At 71.8% G+C, this 17,810-nt stretch carries 13 protein-coding genes; 7 read left to right on the top strand and 6 right to left on the bottom strand.

All coding sequences use genetic code 11. The features are described from left to right. Window positions 1-43: 43 nt before the first annotated feature. Window positions 44-1,063: an aspartate-semialdehyde dehydrogenase gene (locus ACZ4TO_RS13260; protein ID WP_382782634.1), complete on the bottom strand. Its 1,020-nt coding sequence runs from the start codon at window positions 1,061-1,063 to the stop codon at window positions 44-46. 306 nt (window positions 1,064-1,369) lie between these two features. On the opposite strand from ACZ4TO_RS13260, the gene ACZ4TO_RS13255 reads away from it, so the two are divergent. Together ACZ4TO_RS13255 and ACZ4TO_RS13250 are read left to right on the top strand one after the other, a co-directional pair. Further along, window positions 1,370-1,897: a sigma-70 family RNA polymerase sigma factor gene (locus tag ACZ4TO_RS13255; RefSeq protein ID WP_355775954.1), complete on the top strand. Its 528-nt coding sequence runs from the start codon at window positions 1,370-1,372 to the stop codon at window positions 1,895-1,897. A gap of 1 nt (window position 1,898) precedes the next feature. Beyond that, window positions 1,899-2,693 carry a hypothetical protein gene (locus tag ACZ4TO_RS13250; protein WP_382782630.1) on the top strand — a complete coding sequence of 265 codons (795 nt, stop codon included), beginning with the start codon at window positions 1,899-1,901 and terminating at the stop codon, window positions 2,691-2,693. A gap of 147 nt (window positions 2,694-2,840) precedes the next feature. Here the strand turns inward: ACZ4TO_RS13250 and ACZ4TO_RS13245 are convergent, their stop codons facing one another. Then, window positions 2,841-6,149: a S8 family serine peptidase gene (locus ACZ4TO_RS13245; RefSeq protein ID WP_382782627.1), complete on the bottom strand. Its 3,309-nt coding sequence runs from the start codon at window positions 6,147-6,149 to the stop codon at window positions 2,841-2,843. Window positions 6,150-6,393: 244 nt separating this feature from the next. Then, complete coding sequence (locus tag ACZ4TO_RS13240) at window positions 6,394-6,963, bottom strand: CGNR zinc finger domain-containing protein (RefSeq protein ID WP_468024185.1); 570 nt, start codon at window positions 6,961-6,963, stop codon at window positions 6,394-6,396. Between the two features lie 125 nt (window positions 6,964-7,088). Here ACZ4TO_RS13240 and ACZ4TO_RS13235 point away from each other — a divergent pair, with 125 nt between their 5' ends. The 4 genes from ACZ4TO_RS13235 (at window position 7,089) to ACZ4TO_RS13220 (ending at window position 11,883) form a co-directional block, all read left to right on the top strand. Beyond that, window positions 7,089-7,550, top strand: a complete 462-nt coding sequence (locus tag ACZ4TO_RS13235; protein WP_382782622.1) for a VOC family protein — start codon at window positions 7,089-7,091, stop codon at window positions 7,548-7,550. A 14-nt stretch (window positions 7,551-7,564) separates the two neighbouring features. After that, window positions 7,565-8,473: a pyridoxamine 5'-phosphate oxidase family protein gene (locus tag ACZ4TO_RS13230; protein ID WP_468024184.1), complete on the top strand. Its 909-nt coding sequence runs from the start codon at window positions 7,565-7,567 to the stop codon at window positions 8,471-8,473. A gap of 299 nt (window positions 8,474-8,772) precedes the next feature. Continuing rightward, the gene (locus tag ACZ4TO_RS13225) at window positions 8,773-10,557 is read left to right on the top strand and encodes a TIGR03767 family metallophosphoesterase (protein WP_382782617.1); all 1,785 of its coding nucleotides are present in this window, start codon (window positions 8,773-8,775) and stop codon (window positions 10,555-10,557) included. Window positions 10,558-10,647: 90 nt separating this feature from the next. Next, window positions 10,648-11,883 carry a serine hydrolase domain-containing protein gene (locus ACZ4TO_RS13220; RefSeq protein ID WP_468024183.1) on the top strand — a complete coding sequence of 412 codons (1,236 nt, stop codon included), beginning with the start codon at window positions 10,648-10,650 and terminating at the stop codon, window positions 11,881-11,883. Here the strand turns inward: ACZ4TO_RS13220 and ACZ4TO_RS13215 are convergent. From ACZ4TO_RS13215 to pepN, 3 genes are all read right to left on the bottom strand, one after another. After that, window positions 11,880-12,455 carry a cysteine hydrolase family protein gene (locus ACZ4TO_RS13215; protein WP_382782613.1) on the bottom strand — a complete coding sequence of 192 codons (576 nt, stop codon included), beginning with the start codon at window positions 12,453-12,455 and terminating at the stop codon, window positions 11,880-11,882. The genes ACZ4TO_RS13220 and ACZ4TO_RS13215 overlap by 4 nt on opposite strands. A gap of 169 nt (window positions 12,456-12,624) precedes the next feature. Continuing rightward, the gene (locus ACZ4TO_RS13210; protein WP_468024182.1) at window positions 12,625-13,683 is read right to left on the bottom strand and encodes a hypothetical protein; all 1,059 of its coding nucleotides are present in this window, start codon (window positions 13,681-13,683) and stop codon (window positions 12,625-12,627) included. A gap of 575 nt (window positions 13,684-14,258) precedes the next feature. Then, a complete protein-coding gene (gene pepN / locus ACZ4TO_RS13205; RefSeq protein ID WP_385045116.1) occupies window positions 14,259-16,853 on the bottom strand; it encodes an aminopeptidase N in 2,595 nt (864 codons plus the stop codon). A 193-nt stretch (window positions 16,854-17,046) separates the two neighbouring features. On the opposite strand from pepN, the gene ACZ4TO_RS13200 reads away from it, so the two are divergent. Beyond that, a complete protein-coding gene (locus ACZ4TO_RS13200; RefSeq protein WP_382782605.1) occupies window positions 17,047-17,715 on the top strand; it encodes a mycothiol-dependent nitroreductase Rv2466c family protein in 669 nt (222 codons plus the stop codon). Window positions 17,716-17,810: the final 95 nt, after the last annotated feature.

Raw genomic sequence — 17,810 nt, 5'->3', positions numbered from 1 at the left:
CCGGACGGTGCCCGCCCCCTCGGGCGTGTGCCGGACGCGGGTGTCAGCCCTCGTTGAGCTCGGCCGCCACCAGCTCCGCGATCTGCACCGCGTTCAGCGCGGCGCCCTTGCGGAGGTTGTCGTTGGAGATGAACAGCGCGAGGCCGTGCTCGACGGTCTCGTCCGGCCGGATGCGGCCGACGTACGAGGCGTCCTTGCCGGCGGCCTGGAGCGGGGTCGGGATGTCCGAGAGGGCGACACCCGGGGCGCCGCCGAGGAGCTCGGTGGCGCGCTCGGCGGAGATCGGGCGGTCGAAGCGGGCGTTCACCTGGAGGGAGTGGCCGGAGAACACCGGGACGCGGACGCAGGTGCCGGAGACCTTGAGGGCGGGGATCTCCAGGATCTTGCGCGACTCGTGGCGCAGCTTCTGCTCCTCGTCCGTCTCGTTCAGACCGTCGTCGACGATCGAACCCGCGAGGGGGAGCACGTTGAAGGCGATGGGGCGCTTGTAGACCTGCGGCTCGGGGAAGTCGACCGCCTCGCCGTCGTGGGTCAGCCCGTCGGCCTCGCCGACGACCTTCAGCGCCTGGCCGTGCAGCTCCGCCACACCGGCGACACCCGAACCGGACACCGCCTGGTAGGTGGCGACGACGAGCGCCCGCAGGCCCGCCTCCTCGTGCAGCGGCTTCAGGACCGGCATCGCGGCCATCGTCGTGCAGTTCGGGTTGGCGATGATGCCCTTGGGCCGGTCGGCGATCGCGTGCGGGTTCACCTCGGAGACGACGAGGGGTACCTCGGGGTCCTTGCGCCAGGCCGAGGAGTTGTCGATCACGACGGCGCCCTGGGAGGCGACCTTCTCGGCCAGCGCCTTGGACGTGGCCCCGCCCGCCGAGAACAGCACGATGTCCAGGCCCGAGTAGTCCGCCGTGGAAGCGTCCTCCACCGTGACTCCGTCGACGACCGTCCCGGCCGAACGGGCCGAGGCGAACAGACGCAGCTCCTCGACCGGGAAGTCCCGCTCGACGAGGATCTTGCGCATGGCTGTGCCGACCATACCGGTGGCTCCGACGATTCCGACCCTCACGGCGACTCCCTTGACGTGCGTTCTTCGTGGTCCAGCGCTTCCATGATGCGTCTCACCCGGGCCCGCGTGTCCAATCCTTTCGTCGCGCGGCTCACAGCGTGGGACGCGGAACCGCGCGCGCGGGAGCCCGATCCTGCGGCGGCCGGGCGTCCGGATACGAAGAAATCGCCCGGCGACACGGGGGGACCGCAAGCCGTACGGTGCGTCCCGTTCATGATCCGGGGCCCGGTGTGACGTACGACTCGATCGGAGCCGAACGTTTTCACCCGCGCCGGCGTCGTAGAGGGGGACGCGGGGAGGGGAGAGGTGGCTGTGCTGCGCAGAAAGCCACGCCGGGCGTCGGGGGCGGACGACCCCCTGGACGCGACGCAGGAACGCCGGGTGCGGGCGGTGCTCGCGCTCGGCGGCGTGCCGCAGGCGGACCTGCCGGACGGGGTACAGCAGGTCCGGCTGCGGCTGCTGGAGCGGGCCGCCAAGGGGGACGAGGCGCCGCGCGACGTGTCGGCCTGGGCGGCGGTCGTCGCCTCGAACCTCGCGATGGACTGGCACCGGGCCAAGCGCCGGCAGGAGCGGCTGGGTGAGCGCCTCGCCTCGCTGCGCCAGTTGGAGCAGCCCTCCGACGAGGAGTCCAGCGTGCTCTCGCTGGCCGTCGCCCAGGGCCTGGACGAACTGCCCGACGCCCAGCGCCAGGTCCTCGTCCTGCGGTTCTACGCGGACCTGCCGGTGCGGGACATCGCCGACGAGCTCGGCATACCCGAGGGCACGGTCAAGAGCAGGCTGCACACGGCGGTCCGCGCGCTGCGCGCCCGCCTGCACGAGGACGAGGTGGTGTGACGTGGCCGAGTACGAAGGTGTGGACGCGCTGATGGCCGCGATCACGGACGCCGAACTGCCCGAGGAGGCGCGCGACGACGTCGTGTTCATGGCCGAGCACCGCTCGGCCACCGAGGACGTGGACCTGCTCCGGGAGCAGCTCGTCGTCATCGGTGACGCGCTGGCGGACGCCGGGCGGCCCGCCGGAGCGGGAAGGGACTCCCGGAAGCCGGGGAGGTCCGGGAGGTCCGGGAGGCCCCGCGGGGCCGACGGACCCCGGGCCGCCGGGGGCGGGCGGCCCGGGGGATCCCCGAAGAAGCGGCGCCTGCCTTCGCGGGCCCTCGTCATCGGCACGCTGGTGACGGCCGCGGTGGCCACGCTGGTGGTCGGGATGGGCTGGCTGGCCGCGACAGGCGGGTCGGACGTCACGAGCGGCGACTCGGCCAACTCCGACGCCAAGGTGCAGGACAGCGGCGGCTCGGGCTCGCTCAGCGCCCCCGGCTACATCGCCTGCTCCCGGCTCATCGTGGAGGGCACGGTCACCAAGGTGGCCGCGGTCCCCGGCACCGCTCAGGACCGGATCACCCTGGACGTCTTCCACTACTACAAGCCGGCCACGGGCGAGAAGAAGGTCACCTTCCTCATGGACCAGGACGTCGACCCGCGGCTGCACCGGGGCGACGAGGTGCTCGTCGCCATCCAGCGGCGCGCCTCGACACCTGACATCTGGACCACGGGGGAGCAGCAGATCGCCCGCGACCGCTCCTGGATCGTCAAGGCGCTGCCCGAGTCCCGGGGCATGAGGTGCGAGCAGTGACACCGGGCGCGGGCCGGGCCGGGTGACCTGCCGGTTCCCCGGGCGGAGGCTGGGCCGGCGGGCCGTGGGCACGCGAAAGGGCGGGCGTCCGTGGCCGGACGCCCGCCCCGAGGTCCCGGACCGCTCGCGCGGCCGGGGATCACACCGTTACGGCGTGACCTTCTCGATCTTCACGCTGCCGAGGCCGGCGACCGTGCCGCGCGCGTTCACGAGCTGGACCTGACCGAAGAACTCGCGTCCCTCGGGCGCCGCCGCGGCGGCGGTGACCGAGCCGGACACCGTGGCCGAGGCGCCGGTGGCGAGCTTCACCGGGGTGGAGTCGTCGACCGAGACCGTGCCGAGCGCGCTGGAGAAGAACACGTCCCGGTAGTCGTAGGCCGTCGAACCCGACGGGACCGCGTAGCCCGCGACCTCGATGGTGTACGTCCCGGCCGCGGGGTTGGCGATGGAGACGGCCTCCTCCGAGTCACCGTCCGCGGACTGCCCGACGACGGTCCCGGCGGCGTTCTTCACCGTCAGGTCGAGGTCGGCGGCGTTGTCCGAGACGTTGCCGATGACCACGTCCAGCGACGCGGCGCCCGCGGGCACCTCCACCGTGGTGGTCTGCGTGACGCCCTCGGTGATGGTCGGCCGCGCGTTCTTGGAGGAGCCGAGCGGACCGCCCTTCAGCTTGCCGTCGAGCGCGGCGAAGTTGTTCGTCACCTTCCAGGAGGCGGTGGCCGGGGTGCCGACCTTTGCCTCGGGGACGGTCACGACGGCCGGGTCGAACGCCGCGCCGAGCACGGCGACATCCAGCTTGTAGGGGTTGTCGAGCAGCGGCGAGGTGCGGCGCGCCTCGACCTCGATCTCCCAGACGCCGGGCTGCGGGTCGGCGTACGAACGCACGTCGGGCTTGCAGCCGTTGCCGTCGAGGTAGTTGTTGTAGCAGTACGGGGTGCTGGTGTTGTCGACCGGGACGCCGTACGGGTGGATCGCGATGAACCGGGTCTGGCTCTTGTCCTTGAGCCCGCCGATCGCGACCTCCAGGGACGTCGCGCCCTCGGGGACCGTCACGAAGTACGAGGTGGTGCTGTTGCGCTGCACCGAACTCGACTTGCTGTAGGTGTACTTGAGCGGCGACGAGACCACGACGGTCGACAGGATCTGCTTGTCGACGCCCTCGGTGCGCGGGTCGTCGACCTCGAGGATCGCGCTCTTGAGCCCGGCCGACTCCGGCGCGGCCTGCACCTTGACGGTGACCGGCTGGTTCAGCGGGAGGTTCACCTCGTCCTTGCCGAGGATCCGGAAGGTGTCTCCGGCGTTGTTCTCGAAGGACAGCTCGTGGCGGACCGGCCGGTCCGCGCCCGAGGTGCGCGTGATGGTGACGTCGTACGTCTTGCGCTGCCCGGCCTTGAGGCCGCCCTCGCGGTCGTACAGGCCGGTGCCGAAGCCCGGGGTCTTCAGCGCGTAGTCGATCGCGGTGTCGACCGGTGCCTTGACCGTGTAGTCGTGGGCGGTGGCGCCGTCCTTGATGGAGTCCCAGGCGTCGTTGATGTCGATCAGGCCCGCGCCCTCCGCGTACGCCTGAACGCCCTTGATGTGGTCGGCGGTCGAGGTCAGCGCGGTGCGCAGGGTGGCCGGGGTGAGGCTGATGCCCTTCTGCTTCGCCGCGCTCAGCAGCAGCGCCGAGGCGCCCGCGGCCTGCGGGGAGGCCATCGAGGTGCCCTGGAGCATCGAGTAGCCGGCCGGAAGGGTGTAGCCCGCCTCGGCGACCGGGGAGCCCGGCAGCCAGGTCTGGGTGGAGTTGATGGAGGCGCCGGGCGCGCTCAGCGTCGGCGTGAAGCCGCCGTCCTCACGCGGGCCGCGCGAGGAGAAGGGCAGCATCGCGTACTTCTTCTCCACCTGCGAGCCGTAGTTGGCGGCCCAGGTCTCCTTGGAGATGGTCGCGCCGACCGAGATGACCTTGTCGGCCAGGCCCGGGTCGCCGATGGTGTTCGCGCCGGGGCCGGAGTTGCCCGCGGAGATCACGAGCTGGACGCCGTAGGTGTCGATGAGACGCGTGTAGAGCTCGGAGCGCGCGTTGTTGCCGTCGTTGAGCGCGGGCAGACCGCCGATGGACATGTTGACGATGTCCACACCGCGGTTGGCGACGAGGTCGATCATGCCCTCGGTGAGCGCCACGTTGGTGCAGCCGCCGGTCCAGGTGCAGGCGCGCGAGGAGACGATCTTCGCGCCGGGCGCGGCGCCGTTCATCTTGCCGCCGAACAGGCCGTTGGCGGAGGTGATGCCCGCGACGTGCGTACCGTGCTCGGACTCGATGACGCCGATGTTGACGAAGTCGGCCTTCTTGCCGACCCAGGTCCCGCCGTACGGGTCCATGGGGACGTCCTTGCGGATCTCCACGACGAACGGCTGCCGCTCGACGACGTCCGTCGCCGGGTTGTCGGTGCCGAAGTAGCCGATCTGGAAGCCGTCCTTGTACGGCTTCATCGGCGTGTCGTCGGTGAAGTCGCCGTTGTTGTTCAGGTCGACGGTGACCGTGCCGGCCGTCGGGTCGTAGAGCACGCCCCACACGTCGGTGGTGTCACCGTCGCGGTTCGCGTCGCCCGCGGCGTCGCCGCCCGCCGTCGCCGACTCCCGGAACGTGCTGATCTCGTACGAACCCGCGGGGGCCGTCCACGTCCTGCCGCTGTACGTGAAGGTGGGCCCGGCCACGGGGGTGACCATCGGGCGCCAGGTCGCGTCGCTGTCGAGGATCGGGTCGGTCGAGGTGACCCAGTCGACGATCTTGCGCTCTCCGGTGGTGGTCTTCTGCAGGGCGGGGTGGCCCAGGTCGACGCCGGAGTCGAGGATGCCGATGGTGATGCCCCGGCCGTCCGCCTTCGGGTGGTCCTTGACGAAGTCGACCGCACCCGTCTCGAAGGAGGGGTTGTACGGGTTCTCGGCGGGGGTGTTCTTGCCGGGACCGGAGTACGTGGCGGCCGTCGGGGTGTTACTGCCGTGCTTGGCCGTGTCGGCGCTCGGGGTGGGGTCGTCCAGCGCGATCTCCTGGCGCAGATCGATCCCGTGCACCGAGGACAGCTTCGCGGCGGCGGCGATGGCCGAGTCCGCCCTGCTCGTCGGGACGGTGGCGCGGACGTAGCCCAGCTTGTCGTAACTGCGGCCGACCGAACCGCCCTTGACGGCGTCCAGCTCCTTGGCGACCTGCTCGGTCTGGCCGGGAGCCGTCGCGATCATCATCGTGACGTTCTTGTCGCCGTTGGCCTTGGCCTCGGCGAGGAGGTCGGCGTCGTTCGAACCGAGTTTGGCGGCGGCGGACTTGGTGCCGGGATCGGCCGTGGGTGCGCCCGCGTCCGCGGAGAAGGCCATGGGTATCGGCCCGGCCGCGGAGAGCGCGGCCACCAGGCCCGCTGCCATGGCCAGACGGGCCACGCGTCTCGCGCCCGATATAGGTGCGCGCTGAGGGTCGGAGATCATCTGCATCCCTTGTAGGTAAAGGAACGAGCGTGGAACGGCCGGTTCCGGCGGTTCTTGTGGCACCGGTCGCATCAGTCCGGAATGTGGACCCGGATGACCGCTCAGCTTTGCTCAAGGGGCAGTTGTTTGGGGAGAGTTGACCAAGCAAGGATGGACGCATGGCGTACTTCCGCCATGCGTCATGCCGTCGATGACGGGCTATGGGGGGATATCCCGGACGGCTCGGATGTCTCTCTTTGTCGATTCAGCTCTCTTTTGTGCGCGCGTAGTGGCGGGACGCCTTCGCGCGGTTACCGCAGGCCGCCATCGAGCACCAGCGGCGGGTGCCGTTGCGTGAGGTGTCGAAGAAGTGCAGGACGCAGGCCTCGTGGGCGCACCGGCGGATGCGGTCCGGGGCGGCCCGGAGCAGGTCCAGGTAGTCGCGCGCGGCGAGCCAGGCCGGGCCCCAGGAGGGGTCGTCGAACTCCGGTGTCCCGCCCGGTCCCCGGTCGGTCAGGGTCAGCCGGACGCGTCCGTGTCCGAGGACGGCGTCGACGTGCGCGGCGGCCTCGGCCGGGAAAGGGGAGCCCTCCTCGCCGGTCTGCCCGCGGGGGGTGTCGACGGCGGCGCGCAGGGCGTCGCGGGCTTCGAGCGTGTGCCGCAGGACCGTGTCGTCGGCCGGGAAGTCGAGCCCGTTGCCCGCCAGCCAGACGGCGAGGCCCCCGGTGTCGGTCAGCAGGTCGCGCACCTCGCCCTCGTGGACCCAGCGGGTGTTGAGCAGGTCGAGCGAGACGGGCTCGCCGGTGAGGGGGCGGGGGTCGGGGCTGGTGGACATGGGGTCTCCCTTCAGGGCTAACCACTCAAGGGTAGGTCACCGGTTGACGCTCTCATTTCTAACCTCTAATGTCGATTACAAGGGTTAGCCTCTCGGTGGGGCGGCCACGGCAGAAAGGCACTGTCATGACGCTGAGCACCGGCCACGTCGGCCTGAACGTCACGGACCTCGACCGCTCGCTCGCCTTCTACCGCGACGTCCTCGGCTTCGGGGTGCTGGGCCAGGGCGAGGCCGGCGACGAGGGGGAGCGGCGGTACGCGTTCCTCGGGTCCCCCTCCGGCGACGGCCGCCCCGCGCTCACGCTCTGGCAGCAGGCGCGCGGCGCCCACGACACGGGCCTGGCGGGCCTGCACCACCTCGCCCTCGAAGCCGACTCCGTCGAGCGCGTCAGGCGGTACGAGACGGCCCTGCGCGACCACGGCGTCACGTTCGCCTACGAGGGCCTGGTCGCCCACCGGGAGGGCGCGGCCTCGGGCGGCATCTTCTTCCACGACCCGGACGGCACCCGCCTGGAGATCTTCGCGGCGACCGGCGCCGAGGAGGCACCGGCGCCGAACGCGTCCGCGCCGACCTGCGGTTTCTTCTAGCATCTGGAGTCGTCATGACGTATCACTCCGGCTCGCGCGCCATCCAGGACCGGGTCGGCGTCCGGGACCTCGCCGATCACGTGGGCCGGGCCGTCGGCCAGGGCACCCGGCCCGTGGCGGCCGCGTTCCTGGAACTCCAGCCCATGCTGGTCGTCGGCGCGGCCGCCCCGGAGAGCGGCACGCCGGCGGAGGGAGGGGCCGCCCCGGCGGGAGGCGGCGTGTGGGCCTCGCTGCTCACCGGGCGGCCGGGATTCGTGCGGGCCACCGGGCCCCGGCAGATCTCGGTCGTGGGCGGCCTCCCGGCCGGCGACCCGCTCACCGGCGCGCTCGCCACCCCGGGCACCGCCGTCGGCACCATCGCACTCGACCCGCGCACCCGTCGCCGTATGCGCCTCAACGGCCGGGTCCGGCCCACCCCGCGCGGCTTCGCCGTCGAGGCCGACCAGGTCTTCGCCAACTGCCCCAAGTACCTCCAGCAGCGGCAGACCTACGAGACGGTGACCGGCCGGGAGCCGGGCGCTCCCCGGCACGGCAGGGAACTCACCCCCGCCCAGCGGGAGTTCGTCGAGACCGCCGACACCTTCTTCCTCGCCACGGTCCACCCGCACGGCGCCGACGCCAGCCACCGCGGCGGCAACCCCGGCTTCGTGCGCGTCGACGCGCCCGGCGAACTGAGCTGGCCCGACTACCCCGGGAACTCCATGTTCCTGACCCTCGGCAACCTCACCGCCGACCCGCGCGCCGGTCTGCTCTTCCTGGACTGGACCTCGGGATCGCTGCTCCAGCTCACCGGCACGGCCCGTACCGAGTTCACCCCCGACGGCGGGAGGACCGTCCGCTTCACCCTCGCCGAGGCCGTCGAGACGCCCGCCGCCAGCCCGCTGCGCTGGTCCGCTCCCGCCTACTCCCCGGCGAATCCGTGAACGCGCGGGCGAATCCGTGAACGGCCGGGCGCGACCGCGAACGCCCCCGCGGCGCACCCGGATTCACCTCCCCTACCCCGCAAAGTGAACACGGAGTGACCGTCCACCGGCCGTTCGGACAGGACTCCATGGACGTCCAGGGTGCGCGGAGATCGACGTACGGTGATCGGCGTCGCCCGTTGCCGCCCAGTTAACGCGCAGGTCATCCCCAGTGCCAACGATCCAGTACGAGCGGGGAGTTCGCCAGTCGAGCCCCCCGCGGCCACTGCCGACGCGTTCGCACTCGGGGAGACCGCGCCATGCCGCGCATACGCTCTGTCGCCACCGTACCCGCCCTCAACCGCCGCACCCTGCTGGCCGCCACCGGAGCCGTGTCCCTCTCCGCGGGGATCGGTCTGGCCCTGCGCCCGCAGTCCCCGGCGCACGCGTCGACGGCCGCCCAGGCGCCCGTCGCCGACTCCGTCGCCCACGCCGAGGGACGGATGGCCACCACCGGCCCGAAGGCTCCGGCCGCGCTCGTCCCGTACACCCGGGGCACGACCCTGGGCTCCGTCGCCACCCCGCGCTCCGGTTCGACCGGCTACCGCAGGCTCGGCGACGGCGCCGGCTGGAAGCGCGTCGTGCGCGACGAACTGGCCGCGCCCAAGACGGGCCGTGCCGACCGGCGCACCGCGCTCGCCGCGTTCGTGCAGCTCACCGACCTGCACCTGATCGACTCCCAGCACCCGCTGCGCCTGGAGTACCTGCGCTCCCAGAGCAAGAGCGCCTGGCGCCCGCAGGAGGCGCTGACGGTCGCGGGCGCCGTCTCCTTGATCGAGCGGGTCAACTCGCTGCACGGAGCCCCCGCCACCGGGGCTCCGCTGCACTTCGTCATGACCACCGGGGACAACACCGACAACAACTCCAAGACGGAGCTGGAGTGGTTCCTGAAGGTCATGAGCGGCGGCCGCATCACCCCCAACAGCGGTGACCCGCGGCACTACGAGGGCGTCCAGGCCAGCAACCTCAAGACCTACTGGCAGCCCGACGCCGCCCTGCGCGACGCCGACAAGCAGCTCGGCTTCCCGCGCATCCAGGGCTTCCTGGCGGCGGCCATCCGCGAGGTGCGCAGCCCCGGCCTGAAGCTGCCCTGGTACTCCACCGTCGGCAACCACGACGCCCTCCCGCTCGGCTGCTACGGATCGCGCGGCGACTCCTACCTCACCGACTTCGCCGTCGGCGGCAAGAAGCTGATGTCGCTGGGCTCGGCGGAGGCCACCACGCTCGCCAAGAGCATCAAGAACGGCAGCAGCCCCAAGGGCGCCGCCTTCCACGACCTGCTCAGGGCGCACGCCCGCGAGATGCGCTCGGTCACGCCCGACGAGAAGCGCGCCCCGTTCACCCCCGCCGAGTACATCAAGGCGCACCTCGACCCGGCGAACACCGGACCGGGCCCGATCGGCCACGGCTACTCCTCCGCGAACCTCTCCGCGGGCACCCAGTACTACACGTTCCGGATCGCCGAGGACGTCATCGGCGTCAGCCTGGACACCACCGACCCGGGCGGCCACTACGAGGGCTCCATCGGCACGGCGCAACTGCGCTGGCTGGAGCGGACACTGCGCGAGAACGCGGACTCGTACGTCATCGTCTTCAGCCACCACACCAGCAAGACGATGCGCAACACCCACGCCGACCCCGCCCACCCGACCGAGCAGCGGCACGGCGGTGACGAGGTCGTCGCCCTGCTCGCCCGCTACAGCAACACGCTGGCCTGGGTGAACGGACACACCCACAAGAACGAGATCATCCCGCACGCCGCCGCCGGCAACCGCTCCTTCTGGGAGATCTGCACCGCCTCCCACGTCGACTTCCCCCAGCTCGCCCGGGTCATCGAGCTGGTGGACAACAAGGACGGCACGCTCTCGCTGTTCACCACGCTCATCGAGTCCGCGGCCCCGCACGCCACGGACTTCTCCGACCTCACCCAGACCGGCCTCGCGGCGCTGTACCGCGAGCTCTCCTTCAACGCCCCCGGCGCCCGCACCGACCTGTCGGGCACCTCACGCGACCGCAACACCGAGCTGATCCTGAAGAAGGGCTGAAAAGGGATCAACCCGTGCCCACCGGGCAACCCGACGGCGTCCCCTCGTGTCCCTCCCCCCGACCGAGTCCCACAGCGAGACGGGGAAGACATGAGGGTTCGTACGGCACTGGTGGGGGCGATCGCCGCGGGGGTCGCGGTGACGCAGGCGGGCATCGCGACGGCGGCGCCCGCGAAGGACGGCCACGCGCCGACACGGCAGGCCATGGAAGCGGCCGTGCACGCCGGTGTCCCGGGGGTGACGGCGAAGGCCGTGGACCGGCACGGCGCCTGGTCGGCCACCGCGGGCGTCGGAGATCTCAGGAGCGGCGCACCGCGGTCCGCGGCCGACCGCTACCGCGTCGGCAGCATCACCAAGACGTTCATCTCCACCGTCCTGCTCCAGCTAGAGGCGGAGGGACGGCTGTCCCTGGACGACACCGTGGACACCTGGCTGCCCGGCGTGGTGCGCGGCAACGGCAACGACGGCACCGCGATCACCGTCCGCCAACTCCTCAACCACACCAGCGGGATCTTCAACTACACCGCCGACGACGGCTTCGGCGCCACCTATCTCGCCAGGGACGGATTCCTCCGGCACCGCTACGACACGCTCACCCCCGGACAACTCGTCGCCGTCGCGCTGTCCCACGAGCCGGACTTCGCCCCGGGCACGTCCTGGAACTACTCCAACACCAACTACGTCCTCGCCGGCATGGTGATCGAGAAGGTCACCGGACGTTCCTACGCCTCGCAGATCCGCGACCGGATCATCAAGCCCCTCAAGCTGCGCGCCACCTCGCTGCCCGGCACCCGCGTCACGCTCCCCTCGCCCAGCAGCAGGGCGTACTCCAAACTCGCCGAGACCACGACGGGACCGACCTACGACGTCACCGCTCTGAACCCCTCCTGGGCGTCCTCCGCGGGGGAGATGATCTCCGACAACGCCGACCTGAACCGCTTCTACACCGCGCTCCTGCGCGGCAGGCTCCTGCCGCGCGAGCAGCTCCAGGAGATGCGGACGACGGTCGCCGTCGACGGCGTCCCGGGCATGCGCTACGGCCTGGGCCTCCTGGAGGGGACGCTGAGCTGCGGCGTCCGGGTCTGGGGCCATGACGGAGGCATCCACGGCTCGTCCACCGTGGCCCTCGCCACCGCGGACGGCCGCCATTCCCTCGCCTTCAACTTCAACGGCGACTGGGCGGGCGACAGCCTGGCGGTCGCGGAGGCGGAGTTCTGCGGGACCCCGCCGACCGCGCCGACCGCGACGAACCCGTCCCGGGACCGGTCCGAGCACTCCCGGAGCCTGTCCCGGGGTCTGTCCCAGGCCCTGGGCGACCGGCTCTAGCCGGCGGCTCCGCCCGCTCCGGCGGCGAAGCTCACGTTCGCCGTCTCCACGGTGTCCCCGCGCCGGCCGGGCGCGCGCTGCTCCCGCCAGTACAGATTGGTGTGGGCGACGACCTCGGCCGGGGTGGGGGCGCCGTACGCGGTGAGATCCTCCGTGGTGTGGGCGTCGCCGACCAGCGTGACGTCGTACCCCCGGGTGAAGGCGCTGTGGAGCGTGGAGCGGACGCACATGTCGGTCTGGGCGCCGGTGACCACGACATGACCGACGGCCCGCTCGGCGAGGAGGTCCTCCAGCTCGGTGGCCTCGAAGGAGTCGCCGTACTTCTTGTGGACGACCGGCTCCGCCTCCGCGCGGACCAGCTCCGGCACGTACTGCCAGGAATCGCTGCCGTACTTCATGTGATCGTCGGAGTGCTGCACCCAGATCACCGGCACGGCCTCGGCGCGAGCTCTGGCGACGAGGGTGTCGATGTTCGCGATCACGCCCGCGAGGCCGTGGGCGCCGTCCACCGCTCCGTGCTGCATGTCGATCACCAGCAGCGCCGTGTTCGGGCGGTCGGGCAGGGTCGTCATCGCGCTCTCCTGTCTTCGGTCCGGCTCGTCACGCAGGCGCGTCCGTCCAGGGAAGTCCTGCTCGCACCACAGTAGATCCGGGCACTGACAAAGCCACCGGAAACCGGGAGAGGGCCCGCGAGAACGGCTCACGGGCCCTCTCCCTCCCCTCCGGGCGCGGCCCTGTCCGTCACGACCGGGGCAGCACCACGACATACGCGGCCGGATCCCGGTCGTTCGCCGCCATGAGAGCGGTCCGAACGATCGTGGCCTGCTGCTCCATCGCGTCCCTGAGCCTTCGCGGGGTGATGTGGACGACGGTGACGCCCAGCCGCTCCAGATGCTCCCGCCTGCGGGTCCGCTCGGCGGCCCGGGCGTCGTCCGCGTCCTGGAGCGGGGTCCGGGTGTCCAGCTCGACCGCGACCGCCTGCTCGGGCCAGTACGCGTCGACCGCACCGAGGCGCGGGCCTCCCGGCAGCCGCAGCTCGACGTTCCAGACCGGGTCGGGCAGTCCGTGTTCGAAGACCATCCGGTACAGCCGGTTCTCCGCGATCGCCCGGCCCTCCGCCACCAGCGAGTCCACGGCGTCCACCACGTGCGGGCGGTCGAGCAGCCGGGCCGCCGTCAGCTCCTCCACGACCGAGCGCGGTTCGCAGTAGCCGCGGCGCACCGCCTCCGTCAGCAGCGCGCGCACGGTCTCCGCGTCGGTCAGCTCCGCGACCGCGTCGGCCAGCGCGCGGGGGACGGCGGAGACCGGCACGCCCGCCACGAACACGGGCGCCGGCAGCACGGTCGTCCGCACGATGCGGACACAGCCGGCCGAGCGCAGCCGGCGGAGCCGGGGGACGAGCACGTCGATCGTGTCGAGGGAGGGCAGCGGCGGGGCGCAGTCGAAGCCGTGCAGGGCCAGGGCCGCCAGGCCGGTGATCAGCGCGTCCGCGGCGGGCCGGGGCGAGCACGGCTCCGGGGAGCCGGGCTGGGCGGGGACGCGGGGCGCCGTACGGGCGGAGGGCGGCCGGGCGGTGTAGAGCAGCGCCGCGTGCAGCCGCTCCTCCGGCGTGGGTGGTCCCGGACGCAGCAGGAAGACGCCGGGAAGGATCCGCTGCCAGGGACCGCCGGGGCGGCACCGCTCGCTGGCGTCCGCGGCCGTCACGCCGTGGTCGCGCAACCGGGCGGCGGTCAGAACCCGCTGCCGTACGCGGGACGTGGAGTGGAGGGCGCGGGGGGAGATGGGGGTGCCGTGACTCATGGTCCGGGGTTTTCCGCCGCCGAGCCGACTTCTAACGGCTGTTACCCGCCCGTCGGCGAATCGGGACAACCGCCCTCGGATGCACGCGCGTTCGACCGGGTAAAGCCGCTGGTCCGCGTGCGTGTTAATAGGGGTTACGGCTGTGCATACCTGCATTTCGTAACCAATGCGCGGATCGGATGAGTCAACCAATGCGTGCATCGGATGAGTCCACCGAGTCGCGGATCGGATCAGTTCACCGGAGACACACCAGGTCACCCCGCCGACGGGCCCGGCGGCCCGACCCCGGAGCCCGCACCGGTCTCGGGGCGCCCGGGACGCGGCGGCGGCACCGGTCGCGTCCCCGGTGGCGCGGCGGCCTGGCCCCGGAGGTCGGCTCCGGAGGTCGGCTCCGGTCGCGCGCGGCCGGCTGGTCGCGGCGGCCTGCCCTCGGGGCCGGCACCGGTCGCGTCGCGTCGGCGGGCGCGAGTGGCCCGGTCCAGGAGGCGGCGGCGGTCGGCCCGGTTCGCCGAGGAGGGCACCGGCGCCCCAGGCGTCCGGTGCCCTCCTCGGTCGGGTCCATGGCGGACCGGTGATCAGCCCGCGGCGGCGATGTCGCGGGCCTGCCCCCGCAGCGCCCGCGCCAGATCGTCCCGCGACTCCAGCACCAGCCGGCGCAGTGCCGGCGGCGCGTCCTCGTGCGCCGCGAGCCAGGCGTCCGTCGCGGCCAGGGTCTCCGGGGAGTCCTGGAGCGAGGGGAACAGCCCCCGGACGACGTCCATGCCGATCTGGATGGACCGCTCCGCCCACACGCGCTCGATGGCGGCGAAGTACTTCGCGGTGTACGGCTCCAGCAGGTCCCGCCGGGACGGCTGGCCGAAGCCGGAGATCGTCGCCTCGACGAGGGCGTTGGACAGCGCGTCGGACTCCACGACCGCCGCCCAGGCCTGCGCCTTGACCGCGGCCGAGGGACGGGCGGCCAGACAGCGGACCTGGTGCCGCTTGCCGGACGCCGTGTCGTCACGGGCGAGTTCGGCGGCGAGGACGGACTCGTCGGCGGCGCCCCGCGCGGCCAGCGGCTCCAGGAACGCCCAGCGCAGCTCCTGGTCGACGTCGAGACCGTCGATCTTCGCCGTCCCTTCCAGCAGACCCTGGAGGAGCTGGAGGTCGGCCTCGGAGGAGGCGACGGTGGCGAAGAAGCGGGCCCAGGCGAGCTGGTGCTCGCCACCCGGCTCGGCGAGCCGCAGCTCCTTCAGCGCGCCCTCGGCGAGCAGCGCCCCGCCCTCCTCGCGCCATCCGGGCGCCGCGTAGTTGACGAGCGCGGAGTTCGCCCAGGCCTGGAGCATCTGCAGGACGCCGATGTCGGACTCGCGGCCCGCGAAGCGCAGCACCAGGGCGATGAAGTCCCGGGCGGGCAGGATCGCGTCGCGCGTGAGGTTCCACAGCGCCGACCAGCACAGGGCCCGTGCGAGCGGGTCGGTGATCTCGCCGAGCGCGTCCCGCAGCGTGGCCAGCGAGCCCTCGTCGAAGCGGATCTTGCAGTACGTGAGGTCGTCGTCGTTGACCAGGACGAGCGCCGGGGCCTGCGCGCCCGCGAGCTCGGTGACGATCGTGCGCGGCCCGTCGACGTCGACCTCGGCGCGCGCGTACCGCACGAGCGGACCGTCGCCGTCCTCACGGTGGTACAGGCCCACGGCCACCCGGTGCGGGCGCAGTTCGGGATGCGACTCGGGCGCCTCCTGGAGCACCGCGAGCTCGCCGATCCGCCCCTCCGCGTCCAGGATCACCTGCGGGGTGAGGGAGTTGACGCCCGCGGTCTGGAGCCAGGACCGGGACCAGGCGGCCATGTCCCGGCCGCTCGTCTCCTCCAGGGCCGACAGCAGATCGCCGAGGCGGGTGTTCCCGTACGCGTTCCGCTTGAAGTAGCGGCGCGCGCCCTCCAGGAAGGCGTCCTGGCCGGCGTACGCCACCAACTGCTTCAGGACGGAGGCGCCCTTGGCGTAGGTGATGCCGTCGAAGTTCAGCTTGGCGTCCTGGAGGTCACGGATGTCGGCCGTGATCGGGTGGGTGGACGGGAGCTGGTCCGCCCGGTAGGCCCAGGCCTTGCGGCGGTTGGCGAACGTGATCCAGGCGTCGGTGAAGCGGGTCGCGCCCACGTTGGCGAACGTGCCCATGAAGTCGGCGAAGGACTCCTTCAGCCACAGGTCGTCCCACCAGACCATGGTGACGAGGTCGCCGAACCACATGTGCGCCATCTCGTGCAGGATGACGTTCGCCCGCGCCTCGTACGACGTCTGCGTCACCTTGCCGCGGAAGATGTACTCCTCGCGGAACGTGACGAGTCCCGGGTTCTCCATCGCGCCGAGGTTGTACTCGGGCACGAACGCCTGGTCGTACTTCCCGAAGGGGTACGGGTAGTCGAAGTGGTCGTGGAAGAAGTCCAGGCCCTGCTTGGTCACCAGGAACACGTCGTCGGCGTCGAAGTGGGGGGCCAGACCCTTGCGGCACATCGCGCCGAGGGGGATCTCCAGCGTCGTACCGTCCTCGAAGACGCGGGAGTAGGAGTCCGTCACATAGTGGTACGGGCCCGCCACGACCGCCGTGATGTACGTCGAGATCGGCTTGGTCTCGGCGAACTTCCACACGCCGTCGACGAGTTCGCCGACCCCGTTGCTCCAGACGGTCCAGCCCTCGGGGGCCCGTACCTCGAAGCGGAACGGCGCCTTGAGGTCCGGCTGCTCGAAGTTCGCGAAGACACGCCGCGAGTCGGCGGGCTCGTACTGCGTGTACAGATACACCTCGCCGTCCTCCGGGTCGACGAAGCGGTGCATGCCCTCGCCGGTACGGGAGTAGGCGCACTGGGCGTCCACGACGAGCTCGTTCTCGGCGGCCAGCTCCTCCAGGCGGATCCGGGAGCCGTCGAACACCTCACCCGGGTCGAGGTCCCGCCCGTTGAGCGAGACGGCCGTCACACTCGGCGCGATCAGGTCCGCGAAGCTCGCCGCGCCCGGCTCGGCGCAGCGGAAGCGGAGCGTGGTGACCGAGCGGAAGGTGCGGGGCCCGCCGCCCGACCCGCCGGGTTCCGTGTCCCCGACGGCCGAGCGCAGGTCGAGGAAGACGTCGTAGCTGTCGACGGACAGCAGTGCCGCCCGCTCCTGGGCCTCGTCGCGGGACAGATTCTCACCGGGCACGGCTGCACTCCCTCATGGCGTCATAGACATGTGCGAACAGGGCCGATCCTCCCATGTGCTCCTTACGGCGGGCAGCGCGGCGGCGGCGACACAGGGGAATCCCCATGGCCACCCTCGAATCGCACGGATGCGCGGGAATGGTGCGGGCGCGTGCCGGTGTTGCCACGGGAAACACCGCGTTCCGAGGAGAAGCATGCCCGAGCAGACCGCTCAGACCAGTTCCGGCAAGACCCCCGTCGACTTCTGGTTCGACCCGCTGTGCCCCTGGGCCTGGATGACCTCGCGCTGGGTGCTGGAAGTGGAGAAGGTCCGCGACATCGAGGTCCGCTGGCACATCATGAGCCTCGCCGTACTGAACGAGCCCAAGCTCGACGAGCTTCCCGAGAACTACCGCGAGATGCTCGCGACCACGGCGTGGCAGCCCGTCCGGGTGGTCACCGCCGCCTGGCAGAAGCACGGCGACGACGTCCTCGGCCCGCTGTACACCGCGCTCGGCAACCGTTTCCACAACGACGGCGCGGGCCCGACCAAGGAAGCGATAGCCGGCGCTCTCGAAGAGGTGGGGCTCCCCGCCGACCTGATCGACTACGCCGACCAGGAGGACTTCGAGTTCGACGCCGAGCTGCGCGCCTCCCACAAGGAGGGCATCGACAAGGTCGGCCAGGACGTCGGCACCCCGGTCATCGCCGTGCCCGGCTCCGACGGCGAGCAGCTCGCCTTCTTCGGCCCGGTCGTCACCCCGGCCCCCAAGGGCGAGGACGCCGCCAAGCTCTGGGACGGCACGCTCATGGTCGCCTCGGTGCCGGGCTTCTACGAGATCAAGCGCACGCGGACGGCGGGACCGGACTTCAGCAACCTCTAGTCCCCTCGTCACCCCGCACCCTGCACCCCGGACCCGGGCCCGGTCCCGCGCGGACCGGCCCGGCGACGGGGTGTCCCGTGCCCGCCGGCGGGGGT

The sequence above is a fragment of the Streptomyces sp. NPDC028298 genome (assembly GCF_055565895.1).
This window is presented reverse-complemented; position numbering and strand designations above follow the sequence as displayed.